Here is a 13388-nt window from a genome sequence, read left to right on the forward strand (position 1 = left end):
TTGAAGAACACAATGGAGAAACCTAAGATAAGTGTAATCATTAGTACCTACAATGCCGAAGAATGGTTAGAAAAAGTGCTATGGGGTTTTGAAAAGCAGATTTTTAAAGATTTTGAGGTTGTGATTGCCGACGACGGTTCGCGAGAAGCTACCAAAGATCTGATTGAGGAAATTTCCATGAAAGTTCATTATCCTATTATTCATGTATGGCAGGAAGATGAAGGTTTTCAAAAATCAAGGATATTGAATAAGGCTGTAATGGCTTGTTCAGCCGAATATATCATTATGACGGATGGGGACTGTATTCCAAGGGAAGATTTTGTTCAAGTACATTATATAAATAAAGAAAAAGGTTATTTTATCTCTGGGGGTTATTATATGCTACCCATGAACATATCCAAGCTAATTACGCTAGAGGATATCGAAAAGCAAAAATGCTTTAATATTCATTGGCTTAAGGAAAAGGGAATTCCAAAAACTTTTAAAAACAACAAACTTACAGCCAATGGCTTGATTTCGAAACTCCTAAACTGGGTTACCCCTACCAATGCAAGTTGGAACGGTCATAACTCTTCGGGTTGGAAGAAGGATATTGAAAATGTAAACGGCTTTGATGAGCGTATGCAATATGGGGGTCAGGATAGAGAGTTGGGAGAGCGACTTTTTAATTTTGGAATTAAGTCCAAGCAGTTGCGATATAGTGCCGTTTGTGTTCACTTAGATCATAAAAGAGGATATAAGACTCCTGAATCTATTGCAAAAAATGTGGGCATTCGAAATACCACTAAAAAGGAAAAAAGGGTTTGGACTTATTATGGCATTACCAAATAATAGGCAAGTTCATTCTTCTGCTCTAAAGATTTAAGTTCTTTATAACGTTCTAAAACACCTAAGGAATTTAAGTAGCATATAATAAAACCTTTTTTCCCATCCAAAATTCCAAGTCTAAGAATGTAATGGTTGAAAAACTTCCAGCCGGTTTTTAATACCATCATTACGTAACTATACTTTTTCTCCTTGTAAAATGATTCAACGGCCTTTAATCTGCCATATTTGCACATTTTATCTTTATAGTCTTCGTAATTTTTGTAACAATAATGAATAAGCTTCTCTCTTAAAATTCCCGAAGTGCCATCTACATCTAAGGTTTCGTGAACAATTTTACAATCAGAAAACTTTGCTTTACTCTTTCTGAAAAGTCGATAGTTTTTATCGGTTTGCCAACCGCTAAAGTTCAATTTTTCATTTTTGAACATGAACTGGCGGTAAAACCAAAATGCCGAAATAGTAGTATTACTGGCCAAGGTTTCTTCAATTTCTTGCTGTAAGGTACGGGTAACAATTTCATCGGCATCTAAAAATAATACCCAATCATTTTTAGCTTGTTTTAACGCAAAAGATTTTTGTGCCGTAAAGTTTTCAAATGGATTTTGGATTACTTTAACCTTAGCATGGTTTTTCAGAAATTCGTATGTGCCGTCTGTACTGAAAGAATCAACCACAATAATTTCATCGGCAAAGGAAATGGAATCGACACATTTTTCAATGTATCCTATTTCATTATACGTAATAATTAAGGCGGTAAGTTTTTCTTTTTTGGTACTCATATAATCCAATTTGATAGGTTAACTCTAATTGGGAGTTAACAAAGTTATAACAAAAAAGAGATTAAAAAATTGTATATCAGAGTAAAATTCTTACAATTTTAAAATTCTAACATAAAACTAATGAACTGCAATTAAGAGGCGAAATTAGCTAAAGGTTGCGTCTAAGAACCAAGAATATTTTTAGTTTTTGCCATGGCCGCCCCAATTACCTGGTGCATATCATAATATTTATATTCCGCAAGTCTTCCGCCAAATATTATAGAATCGGTATCTGCCTTTTTTTTATATTTCAAAAACATGGAATTGTTCTTTTCATCATTAATAGGGTAGTAGGGTTCTAATTCTGAAGAAGCCTCCAATGGATATTCTCTTGTAATGACTGTTTTTTTCTGTTGACCAAATTCAAAATGCTTGTGCTCTAAAATTCGGGTATAGGGAATTTCGGCTTCGGTATAATTAACTACTGCATTACCTTGGTAATTCTCTAGGTTCAAAGTCTCGTGGTCAAAACGAAGTCCGCGGTATTCTAATTTCCCGAATTCATAATTATAAAACTCATCAATTTTTCCAGTGAATACTGTTTTACGGGCTAATTGTTCCAACTTTTCCTTGTCCTTAAAATAGTTAACGCCCAATTGAACATCTATTCCTTCCAAGAGGCTACCGGTTAGCTCGTTATATCCGCCTATGGGAATTCCCTGGTAATTATCGTTAAAATAATTATTGTCGAATGTGAAACGCAAGGGCAATCTTTTGATAATGAAGGAGGGTAGATCGGTAGCTTTTCTCCCCCATTGTTTTTCGGTATAGCCTTTAATCAGTTTATAATAAATATCTTCACCTACCAACGAAAGTGCTTGCTCCTCTAAGTTTTGAGGCTTTTTGGTTTGATGTTTTTTGCTTTGTTCCTCAATAATTCTTTTCGCCTCAACAGGTGTTTTGACATTCCATAGTTGATAGAAAGTATTCATATTAAAAGGTAAATTATATAAAGAACCTTTATAATTTGCTACGGGTGAATTGATATATCTATTAAAGGGAACAAAATCATTGACGTAGTCCCAAATTTTTTTGTCATTGGTGTGAAATATATGGGCACCGTATACGTGAACGTTTATATCTTCTATTTTTTTACAAAATGTATTACCTCCAATATGCTCTCTTTTATCAATCATCAAACAGGTCTTTCCTCTTTTTTTTGCTTCATGTGCAAAGACAGCACCATAAAGTCCTGCACCTACAATAAGAAAATCATAGTTGTTGCCTGTTTTCATTTTTCAACTTTTATTTTCAAAGATACGGTTTGACAATTTCTAATGGTCAACTCTTAACAAATTCACATTTTTTTTCACCATCTTATTAATTTTGTTGTGGAAGAATCTTACACTTGTAAGCCAATAGTATTTTTGATTGAACTCTATGAACTCAGAACATTATTATTTCATTTCCCGCAACTATAAATTTTCCAAGAATGCCGCATCAAAACCTAAAATGGATTGTGAGAGTATCATGGAAAAGAATGGTTTTATAAATCTCGGATTCAAGCAAACTAATCATTCGAGTTCTGCAATTGGGGCGATTATCAGCTTTTTTGGAATTACAAAGGGACTTTTTTCCCTTCCTCGGAATTCAGTGTTCTGTATGCAATATCCATTGAGCAAGTTCTTTGGTTATATTACAACAATTGTGGCCTTCAAAAAATGCAAACTCATCATTATTATTCATGATGTAAAATATTTGATGGGAAAATCATCCGACTTAAAGGGTGAGATGGCAAAATTCAATAGAGCCGATTTTCTTATTCTGCATAATGATTCCATGATAAAGTGGTTTAAAGAGAATGGATGCACAGCACAATTGGTAAGCTTAGAATTGTTTGATTATTTACATGAAAGTAAAAAGCATGCAACTTTAGATAATCCTTATGATATTGTTTTCGCTGGAGGTTTAGGAAAGGAAAAAAGTGAATTTTTATATAGTATGGATGAACTTCATCCCTCAAGTTATACCTTAAAATTATATGGTAATGGATTCAATGCTTCAGAAATTAAGAATGATAATTCTATTTTAAACTACCAGGGAGTTTTCTCTCCTGATGAGGTTATCGATCAAATAGAAGGTTCTTTTGGATTAATATGGAATGGAAATGCATTGGATGCTTGTTCTGGGGATTTTGGCAATTATCTTTTATATAATAATCCGCACAAAACATCTTTATATCTTTTGTGCGGATTACCAGTAATTATTTGGAAAAAGGCGGCGGTGGCAACATTCATAGAAAGAGAGCAAATAGGGATTACCCTAAATTCCTTGGATGAATTAGATGCGACCCTGAAAAACCTTAATCCTTCGGATTATACCAAAATGGTTTCCAACGTCGAAAAGATAAAGTTAAAGGTGGCTTCGGGCTATTATCTATCTCATGCACTTCAAAAAGTGATGAAATTAGTATAACTTTTTATACCGCTACATCATACTCCCTAAGTGCGTCATTTAACGAGGTTTTTTTATTGGTACTTTCTTTCCGCGTACCAATGATCAATGCGCAAGGCACATTATACTCACCTGCCGGGAATTTTTTGGTATAACTACCAGGAATGACCACAGAACGGGCTGGAACCAATCCTTTTCGCTCTACTGGGGTCTCGCCTGTAACATCTATTATTTTGGTTGAACCCGTAAGAACCACATTCGCTCCTAAGACTGCTTCTTTTTCTACTCGTACGCCTTCAACAACAATACATCTAGATCCAATAAAGGCGTTGTCTTCAATGATAACAGGGGCTGCCTGTAAGGGCTCTAAAACGCCGCCAATACCAACCCCACCACTTAAATGTACATTCTTGCCAATTTGGGCACAACTGCCCACAGTGGCCCAAGTATCGACCATAGTTCCTTCATCAACATAGGCTCCAATGTTTACATAGCTTGGCATTAAAATGGTACCTGATGAAATGTAAGCACCGTGTCTTGCAACGGCATTGGGTACGACCCGTATTCCTTTTTCGGCATAGCCTCGCTTCAAAGGCATTTTATCATGGTACTCAAAAATACCGGCTTCCAAGGTTTCCATTTTTTGAATTGGGAAATACATTACGACCGCTTTCTTTACCCATTCATTGATTTGCCAACCGTTCGAAGTAGGCTCTGCACATCTTAATTTACCAATGTCCAGTAAGTTGATTACTTCACGTATACTATCTTGGGTAGCGGATTCTTTTAAAAGTTCCCTATTATCCCATGCTTTTTCTATTTGTGCTCTCAGTTCAGTCATTTTCATCAAAATTTTTTCAAATATAAGTTGAAGTATAGGAATTCACCGTCGTCAAAAGCACATATAACAAATTATCCTTTATTTTTGCCAAAAATTAAGTTTGGGACGGATTCTTGCAATTGATTATGGGGTGAAGCGGATTGGTTTGGCGGTGACCGACGAAATGCAAATGATCGCATTCGGACTTGTTACGGTGCCCACCACAGAATTTTTCACCTACTTATCTAACTATACTCAAAAGGAAAAAGTCGATTTGATTGTGGTAGGGGAGCCTAAGCAAATGGATAATTCAGCTTCTGAATCAGAAGTTCATATTCTGCCTTTTATAGAGAAAATAAAAGAAAAATTCCCTGCTATTTCCATCAAAAGGCACGACGAGCGTTTTACCTCAAAGATGGCGTTTCAAACCATGTTGGATAGTGGAATGAAAAAAAAACAAAGAAGGAACAAAGCATTGATCGATGAGATTAGTGCAACCATTATTTTACAAGATTACTTAAAGACATTTTAAATGATTTTACCTATTATAGCCTACGGAGACCCCGTATTGCGAAAAGTTGCAGATGATATTGATGCCGAATATCCTAATTTAAAGGAATTGGTTTCCAATATGTGGGATACCATGTACAACGCCAGTGGCGTGGGTTTAGCGGCCCCTCAAATTGGGTTGCCCATTCGCTTATTTTTGGTAGATACCACACCTTTTGCAGATGATGAAGATTTAACGGAAACTGAGCAAAAGCAGCTACAGGGTTTTAAACAAGTGTTCATAAATGCACATATTGAAACTGAAACCGGTGAGGAATGGCCTTTTAATGAAGGTTGCTTGAGTATCCCAGATGTGCGTGAGGATGTGATTCGAAAGGATACCATAAAAATCACCTATTTAGATGTGGATTTTAAGGAGCATTCAAAAACCTTCGATGGTTTATTGGCACGGGTAATTCAGCATGAATATGACCACATTGAAGGAATTCTGTTTACCGATAAATTATCACCATTAAAGCGAAGAATGTTGAAAGGTCGATTGACGAATATTTCCAAAGGAAAGATAAATGTAGACTACCGCATGAAATTTCCGGCTTCAAAAAAAGGACGTTAAATGCCTTTATAATTAGTAGAAAAGTATAATCTTTGTCGACTTAAAATTTAAATTATTTTATGGGTTTAGAGAAAATTTTATCCGTTGCGGGAAAACCAGGTTTGTATAAATTGATTACCCAAACAAGGTCTGGATTTGTGGCGGAGTCATTGTTGGATGGAAAAAGAATTACCGTAAGCTTACGCAGTAGTGTCAGTGTCCTTTCTGAAATTGCTATTTATACGCTGGAGGAAGAAGTGCCTCTACGAGAGGTTTTTCTTAAAATTCAGGAAAAGGAAAATGGTGGTAAAACATCGGTAGGCCATAAAGAAGAAAAAATAAAGTTGGAGGAATACTTTTTTGAAGTGCTCCCTAACTACGATGAAGATCGCGTGTATGTGAGTGATATCAAAAAAATCATTCAGTGGTACAACATTTTGACCGAAAATAAAATCACGGATTTCTCCGATTCCAAAGAAGCGAACGAAGAAGCTTCGGAAGAGGAATAATTAGTCAATATTCGTAATAAAAAAAGCCCTGAATTAAAAATTCAGGGCTTTTTTTATGGTTATTTTTCGTTCAGTCCTTTTCAATAGCCTCGTACGAATGCTTACTTTTTTTCCAATCGATTAAAGGGGAAGGATAATATTTCACGTCCATCCGGTCAAGAAAAGGTGCTTGATCTGCCAGACGAACTTTGTACTCATCCCAATTCCTATTTTCAGGAAGGCTCCAACTTAATTCAGAATAGCCGATAATCCTAGGAAATGCTAAATATTCCAATTCATCAATATTGCTTATGGTTTCAGACCAAAGTGGTGCTTCTACCCCTAATATATTCTCTATAGGGATACCGTAATCTTCAGGAGACCAAACATAAGCGGTATCTACCGGAATATAACCGGCCCAATGCAAACCGAATTTAGAAAGCGTGTCATATTCCATATCCAAATAGGCTTTTTTTGCCGGGGATACTATAACCTTCATACCTTTTTCCACCGCTTTTTTTGCATTTTCTTCACTGGCCCACCATTGTGAAATGGTTGTACTATCAACATCGGCTATCGCCACTTCGTCCCATCCTATCATTTTTTTACCATGTTTCTGTACGATTTTCTCCACTTTATTGATGAAATAGATGTAATCATGCTTTTTGGTCACATGGCTTTCGTCACCGCCAACATGAAAATACGGTCCGGGGGTTATCGCTGATAACTCCCGTACCACATCATCAATAAAGGCATAAACCGTATCCTTATGGGTGTCAAAAGTGCTGAATCCTACATGTGTACCTTCGTAAAGTTCAGGCTTCTTTCCGTTGCCATTTAAAAAGGGATAAGAAACTGATGCCGCATTGGTGTGGCCTGGCATGTCAATTTCAGGAATAATGGTCATATAGCGTTCTGTGGCATAGTTCACAATATCCTTATACTCTTCTTGGGAGTAGAAGCCACCAGATTCTCCACCGACTTCAGTGCTCCCACCAACTTCGGTTAATTTTGGCCATGATTTAATTTCTATGCGCCACCCTTGATCATCACTAAGATGTAAGTGCAGTACGTTTATTTTGTAATAGGCCAATAGATCAATGTATTTTTTTACATCGTCAACGCTAAAGAAATGTCGGGCTACGTCTAACATGGCTCCTCTATAGGCAAAGTTTGGATTATCTGTAATCTTACCTGATGGTACAGGCCAAATCTTTTGCGGGGCCAAGGTGTCATTACTTACTTCAGGAACTAATTGCCTTAGGGTCTGTATGCCTCTAAAAGCGCCCTCGGCCGTATTCGCATTAATAATAATGGAATCTTGATTGATATACAGTTGATAGGCTTCGGGAGAATTCAGTTCGGTACTGTCAGACTGGTTAATGTAGATGACCCGTTCCACAGTATTTTGGCCCTCGGTGTTAACGGGAAGGGTAAGATTTAGTTTTGCTTTTAACTTATCCGCTAAAAATGTACCGACCGCTGCAAAACCAGTTGCGTTTTTTGAGGTGTATATGGCCGTAAATTGGTCTAATGCAAATGCGGAATTGGTGGGGACGGTCTTTGTCGGTTTCGGTATCAAACTAACCTTCGCTAAATCTGTTGGGGGCATAGCGATCCTTGGTTTCTCATTTTCACTACATGCCAAAAAGCCTAGGGCCATGGCCAAAAAGAAAATACTGCGAATACTGTAATTTTTAAGCATCATTTGTTTTTAGGGATTATTAACTAAATCTTTCATGGCCTGATACCAAATATCATAGCCTTTCTTATTCATATGAAGTCCGTCTTCAATGAAAATATCTTTTCTTAATTTCCTGGAGTCTAGCATAGGATACCAAACATCGATATAATCTACAAACGGGTCATTCTCCGAAAGCCGCTTCAGTTTCCGGTTAAGGCGTTTAAACCTTCCTCTCATTTTCCATCGGCTTATACTTGGTTTTGCAGAAATAAGTACAATTTTGGTGGCTGCATTTGTTGCTTTTATACGTTCGATGATTTCCTCGGTAGTTCCAATCACCTGATTGGGTCTTTTCTTGGCCCAAAGATCGTTGTCACCTTCGTAGATAAAAACCTTGGATGGGTTATAGGTGAGCACCAATTCATCTAGAAATATCAACAGATCCGACGCCTGGGAACCTCCAAAACCGGAATTTAAAATCTGCCGATTCGGAAAATCTTCCTGTAGCGATTTCCAAAACCGAACGCTTGAACTTCCGGTAAAAACGATGGTCTCCTTTGATGGATCCCAAAGGGAATCATTCTTTTGGGTGATGACCTTTACTTCATTGGTGAATTTATTTTCGGTTTGGCCAAAGGTTTGAAATCCAATAAGATAAAGCGCTAAAAAGATGACGTTATAATATGCGGTAGAATTTTGAATACGTTTCATTTGATGGAATTCAGTAGTAAAGCTTAGAATTGTTTTTAAGGCGTAATCGGAACGGTCAACCCTTCGACCAGGGCCCATTCATAAAAACGTTGTATCCAATCGTCAGATGGTAAATTTTGTTTTTTCATTCCAAATCCGTGTCCGCCTTTTGAATACATATGTAGACCCACATTTTTTCCATTGCTCAACCAAGCGGAGTACAGATCTGCGCTTGGTTTTGCCAAGCCCAACGGGTCATCGGTAGCGCAAATCACAAGCATAGGTGGTGCATCTTGCGGAACTGTATAGTCGCCGACAACCGTCATCCATGGATAGACCGGTACAATAAAATCAGGTCTATTTGCCTCGGAATAAGTAAAGGTAACTCCCATGGCCACGGCACCCCCTGCAGAAAAACCCATAAAACCAATTTTGGTGGGGTCTAATTGCATGTCTTTTGCGTTTTTACGTACATAGGTTATGGCAGCCAATCCGTCCGCAATAGAAAGTGGTAAGACCGGGGCGACGCGTTCTCCAACTCTAGCTGGGTTGGTTTTGCCATCATCTGTGATATCCTGCACCCCATCAACACCTGTGGGAACTAATCTATATTTCAGCAGGAATGCGGTAATTCCTTTTTTATTCAACCATTTGGCAACATCCCTGCCCTCGCTATTAATGCTTAAACCGTATAGGCCACCCCCTGGTGCTATAATAACACTGGTTCCATTTGGCTTTTCTGCTTCATAAACTTCAAGTCTGGGTGCCGAAACATTTGTAACGACTTGGGTTTGCCAGATATCGGAATAATATTCATTTTCTGTCGTACTCCAAACGACTTTAGGATTCTCTTCAAAGGGTAAGTCAATAATTTTTTGGGACATCATAGGAAGCGATACAAGTAAATAGGTAAGTACTATTAATTTTTTCATTTTTAGATTTTAAATTGATTCAACCAGCATGTATAATACTGCAGCCAATACTCCGCCAATAATCGGTCCTACAATGGGAACCAAAGCATACCTCCAATCACTTTCGCCTTTGTTCTTAATGGGAAGAATAGCGTGTAATAAACGTGGACCAAAATCCCGCGCCGGATTAATGGCATAACCCGTTGGTCCTCCTAGACCAAACCCTATTCCCATCACCAAAAGCGCAACGGGTAGAGCATCTAAAGAGCCTAAGGAAACAGAATTTTCACCAAAAGAACCGCCGGCAATATAGAATACCCCAAAAACCAATGCGAAGGTTCCGATAATTTCTGTGACCATGTTCCACAACGGACTCCTTATCGCCGGTGAGGTAGAGAAGGTGGCCAAAATAGCATTCTGATCCTCGGTAGCTTCATATTGTTTTTTATAGGTGAGCCAAACCAATAGATTACCGAACATTGCTCCCAGAATCTGCGCTACAAAATAACCGGGAACTAACGCCCAAGAAAATTTACCCGCCGTAGCAAGTCCAACGGTAACCGCTGGATTGAGATGGGCACCACTGATATCTGCCGAAATAAATACTCCTATAAAGACTGCGATTCCCCAAGCCAGGGAAATACCTACCCAACCAGAATCGGCCCCTTTAGTTCCTTTTAAGACAAGGTTGGCTACGATGCCGTTACCGATAAGGATTAACATGGCCGTGCCTATGAATTCAAAAATATAAGCATTCATGGTTGGGAATTTAGAGAGGGTCAAGATAAAAAAAAACAGGCAATAAAGAACGAATTAGCCGTATTGTTACCTCTATAAGAATAATGTCCTAATCCTATCGGTTTTTACCGAAATTTTTTAGAACCGCATCACTTCAAATTGCATGGGACCAATCAGTTCGACTTTTTAGAGAATAGCGATAAGGGTAAATTAACCCAATAGCAAAGTTTAATATCGCACACCATGCACATTCATCTCTAAGGTATAAATAGAACCTTTAGCTGTAATGAATAGGATGTTTTGTTCAGGGCCTCCAAAAGTGACGTTTGCCGTCCATTCTTCATCAACTGGAATGTGTTCTATTTTTTCTCCTGAAGCATTAAATACGGTTACGCCATCTCCTGTAAGATATACGTTTCCTCTGCTGTCCAAGGTCATACCGTCAGATCCCATTGCCGTAAAAAGTTTTCGTTGGCCTAATGAACCATCTTGGTTGACATTATATGTGTAAGTTTTTTGGTCACCAATGTCCGCTACATAAAGTACTTTTCCATCCGGCGTTCCAATAATGCCGTTGGGTTTCACTAAATCATTTGCCACTATTTTTATTGTACTATAATCAGGGGAAAGATAATATACCTGTTGGTTGTTGATCTCAGAAGCGGTACGGTCCCAATAAGGTCTTTGGTAATATGGGTCCGTAAAATAAATTCCGCCTTTTGCATCTATCCAAAGGTCGTTAGGGCCGTTTAGTTTTTTTTCTTCAAAATACGTAATAAGTGTATCTACCTTTCCATTTTCATCAATCTTCCAGAGTTCATTTTTTTCATCAGCAGCAGCTAAAAGATAACCGTCATTATCAAAATATAGACCATTGGCTCTTCCTGAAGGTTCTTTAAATACACCAATGGTATTGTCATCGGGGTTCCATTTAAAGATCTTATCATTGGGCTGGTCGGTGAAAAATACGTTTCCGTTCTTATCGGATGCTGGCCCTTCTGTAAAACTAAATTTATCAGATACTTGTATCAACGTAGCACCATCAGCTATTAATGTGTGCGATTGTGAGGAACACGAAACAAAGCAAAGGAAAAGGGATGCTGCAAAAATGATGGTTGTGTTTGTTTTCATGGGCGACCTAGATTGTTTTGAGATAGTTCATATTGTACCGCATGCTTTCTGCAGGGGTACTGGCATATTCCTCTTGCTCAATGTAAATATGCTCAACACCCGATAGTTCCCTATTTTGTAGCATAAGCGCAATATTAAGTCCGCCCTTACCGAATTCTGTACTTTCTTTTTTCTTCATATCCATATCTTTCAAGTGCCAAAGTGGGAATCTTCCAGGGTATTTCTGAAAATAAGCCAAAGGATCTTTCCCGGCAACAACTACCCAGCCCAGATCTAACTCCATATGAACTAGGTCGCTCTGAGTATTATCCATCAAAACATCATATAAAACCTGTCCGTTGTCAGATTCGAATTCATATTCATGATTATGGTAGCCAAATTTAAGTCCTAGCTTTTTGCACGCTTCTCCCGCCTTGTTGAACTTGTCGGCAACCTTTTTGTAATTATCCACGTTCTGACCGTTGGAAGGCATTGATGAGCAAATGACGTAGTTTTGCCCAGAGGCAACTGCAGCTTCCATGGTTTGTTCAAAGTCAGTATCCAACCGTACGTGGCCACTCGTCAATTTCATTCCTAGATCTGTACATGTTTTTTCCATTTCAGAGGGTGTCAAACCATAATAATAACCTTTCGTAGATCCTGCACTTTCTATTTCCTTAAATCCAATATTGGCGATTTCTTCCAACGTCTTTTTAGGGTTTTTAAGCATGCCATCCCTAAAGGAATACAATTGTACACCGTAGTTCTGACTGTTCTGCGAGGCACAACTTATTTGCGGCATGAGTAAGGTAGCGGCCCCGAACAGGCTAGATTGTTTTATGAATTTTCGTCGTGTATGCATTCTCTGATTTTTTAGTTTAATTTATAGCTGACAAAGGCTAGTTTTTTCGAATCTGGTGACCAAGACGGAACGTTGATAGTACCTTGACCTCCAAAAAGGTTGGCCAAGGTTTTGATTTCTTTGGTTTCGAGATCCATCAATCTCAATTTTACCTCTTTATTTGGTGGATGTAACCCTGAAGGAACATCCGTATTAAATGAGATGAAAACCAAAAGCTTACCATCTGGGGAGGGGTGGGCAAACCAGTCGTTATAAGCGTCATAGGTTAGTTGTTCTTGATTTTCACCTTTGGCATCCATACGCCATATTTGCATGGTGCCGGTGCGTTCTGAATTGAAATAAATTGTAGAGCCATCCGGAGTATAATCAGGCCCGTCATCCAATCCTTCGGCCGTGGTAAGCCTTATTTCTTCCCCTCCATCCACAGGAATACTATAAATATCATAATTTCCATTTCGCTCTGCACAGTAGGTGAGGGTAGTGCCGTCTGGTGACCAGCCATGCCAATAGGAAGGTCCGATTGGGGTGATTTTTTTAGGAGTTCCTCCTTCTATAGGTAAGGTATACATTAAGGAGGTGCCGGTTTCAGTTTGGTCACTTATGACTAAAGTGTTTCCATCTGGTGAGATACCGTGGTCATTATTGATTCTTTCCGCAAAACCCGTAGGTATTTGCTGAGGTTGCTTTTCTCCCAGTATTAATTTGTAGAGGGATCCTTTGCTGTTATAAATTAGAAAATTTCCGTCACGTGACCAATTGGGAGCTTCAATATGATTATTGGTGCGAAAAATAACTTCTCGTTCCAAAGTGTTGATATTGATTACTTCAAGACGGCTTTCAAGTAATTGTTCTGTTCGGTCTTCTTGTGCAAAAAGAATAGTATTGAACAAAAGGAATAGAAATAGATAGTGACGGCAAAGTGTGAAAAATTTCATGTTCGTTT

At 38.3% G+C, this 13388-nt stretch carries 15 protein-coding genes; 5 read left to right on the forward strand and 10 right to left on the reverse strand.

The window, feature by feature from the left end; all coding sequences use genetic code 11:
• Window positions 1-12 precede the first annotated feature (12 nt).
• Window positions 13-831, forward strand: a complete 819-nt coding sequence (locus tag ACNR9Q_RS08645) for a glycosyltransferase family 2 protein (RefSeq protein WP_419214203.1) — start codon at window positions 13-15, stop codon at window positions 829-831.
• Here the strand turns inward: ACNR9Q_RS08645 and ACNR9Q_RS08650 are convergent.
• The gene (locus ACNR9Q_RS08650; RefSeq protein ID WP_419214204.1) at window positions 813-1607 is read right to left on the reverse strand and encodes a glycosyltransferase family 2 protein; all 795 of its coding nucleotides are present in this window, start codon (window positions 1605-1607) and stop codon (window positions 813-815) included. The two genes, ACNR9Q_RS08645 and ACNR9Q_RS08650, sit on opposite strands and share 19 nt — an antisense overlap.
• Before the next feature lie 161 nt (window positions 1608-1768).
• Window positions 1769-2881, reverse strand: a complete 1113-nt coding sequence (glf, locus tag ACNR9Q_RS08655; protein WP_419214205.1) for a UDP-galactopyranose mutase — start codon at window positions 2879-2881, stop codon at window positions 1769-1771.
• Window positions 2882-3026: 145 nt separating this feature from the next.
• On the opposite strand from glf, the gene ACNR9Q_RS08660 reads away from it, so the two are divergent.
• Window positions 3027-4061 carry a beta-1,6-galactofuranosyltransferase gene (locus ACNR9Q_RS08660; RefSeq protein ID WP_419214206.1) on the forward strand — a complete coding sequence of 345 codons (1035 nt, stop codon included), beginning with the start codon at window positions 3027-3029 and terminating at the stop codon, window positions 4059-4061.
• A 4-nt stretch (window positions 4062-4065) separates the two neighbouring features.
• On the opposite strand, the gene ACNR9Q_RS08665 is transcribed toward ACNR9Q_RS08660, so the two are convergent.
• Entirely contained in the window at window positions 4066-4881 is an 816-nt protein-coding gene (locus tag ACNR9Q_RS08665) for a 2,3,4,5-tetrahydropyridine-2,6-dicarboxylate N-succinyltransferase (RefSeq protein WP_419214261.1), read from the reverse strand.
• A gap of 100 nt (window positions 4882-4981) precedes the next feature.
• Between ACNR9Q_RS08665 and ruvX the strand changes: the two genes are divergently transcribed.
• From ruvX to ACNR9Q_RS08680, 3 genes are read left to right on the forward strand one after another with little or no spacing between them, the layout of a single operon-like run.
• Entirely contained in the window at window positions 4982-5392 is a 411-nt protein-coding gene (ruvX, locus tag ACNR9Q_RS08670; RefSeq protein WP_419214207.1) for a Holliday junction resolvase RuvX, read from the forward strand.
• Window positions 5393-5983 carry a peptide deformylase gene (gene def / locus ACNR9Q_RS08675; protein ID WP_419214208.1) on the forward strand — a complete coding sequence of 197 codons (591 nt, stop codon included), beginning with the start codon at window positions 5393-5395 and terminating at the stop codon, window positions 5981-5983.
• A 59-nt stretch (window positions 5984-6042) separates the two neighbouring features.
• Complete coding sequence (locus tag ACNR9Q_RS08680; protein ID WP_419214209.1) at window positions 6043-6471, forward strand: DUF5606 domain-containing protein; 429 nt, start codon at window positions 6043-6045, stop codon at window positions 6469-6471.
• Between the two features lie 70 nt (window positions 6472-6541).
• On the opposite strand, the gene ACNR9Q_RS08685 is transcribed toward ACNR9Q_RS08680, so the two are convergent.
• The 7 genes from ACNR9Q_RS08685 to ACNR9Q_RS08715 all read right to left on the reverse strand — a co-directional run bounded on the left by ACNR9Q_RS08685 (window position 6542) and on the right by ACNR9Q_RS08715 (window position 13380).
• Entirely contained in the window at window positions 6542-8155 is a 1614-nt protein-coding gene (locus tag ACNR9Q_RS08685) for a beta-N-acetylhexosaminidase (RefSeq protein WP_419214262.1), read from the reverse strand.
• A gap of 9 nt (window positions 8156-8164) precedes the next feature.
• Window positions 8165-8845: an SGNH/GDSL hydrolase family protein gene (locus tag ACNR9Q_RS08690; protein WP_419214210.1), complete on the reverse strand. Its 681-nt coding sequence runs from the start codon at window positions 8843-8845 to the stop codon at window positions 8165-8167.
• A 35-nt stretch (window positions 8846-8880) separates the two neighbouring features.
• Complete coding sequence (locus ACNR9Q_RS08695) at window positions 8881-9756, reverse strand: alpha/beta hydrolase (protein ID WP_419214211.1); 876 nt, start codon at window positions 9754-9756, stop codon at window positions 8881-8883.
• A gap of 9 nt (window positions 9757-9765) precedes the next feature.
• The gene (locus ACNR9Q_RS08700) at window positions 9766-10518 is read right to left on the reverse strand and encodes an MIP/aquaporin family protein (protein ID WP_419214212.1); all 753 of its coding nucleotides are present in this window, start codon (window positions 10516-10518) and stop codon (window positions 9766-9768) included.
• A gap of 183 nt (window positions 10519-10701) precedes the next feature.
• Window positions 10702-11604, reverse strand: coding sequence for an SMP-30/gluconolactonase/LRE family protein (locus ACNR9Q_RS08705; protein ID WP_419214213.1), 903 nt, complete (start codon window positions 11602-11604; stop codon window positions 10702-10704).
• A gap of 7 nt (window positions 11605-11611) precedes the next feature.
• Entirely contained in the window at window positions 11612-12445 is an 834-nt protein-coding gene (locus tag ACNR9Q_RS08710; RefSeq protein WP_419214214.1) for a sugar phosphate isomerase/epimerase family protein, read from the reverse strand.
• 11 nt (window positions 12446-12456) lie between these two features.
• Window positions 12457-13380: a TolB family protein gene (locus tag ACNR9Q_RS08715; RefSeq protein ID WP_419214215.1), complete on the reverse strand. Its 924-nt coding sequence runs from the start codon at window positions 13378-13380 to the stop codon at window positions 12457-12459.
• Window positions 13381-13388 lie beyond the last annotated feature (8 nt).

It is taken from the genome of Maribacter sp. X9, assembly GCF_048537565.1.
In the GTDB taxonomy this organism is placed as follows: domain Bacteria; phylum Bacteroidota; class Bacteroidia; order Flavobacteriales; family Flavobacteriaceae; genus Maribacter.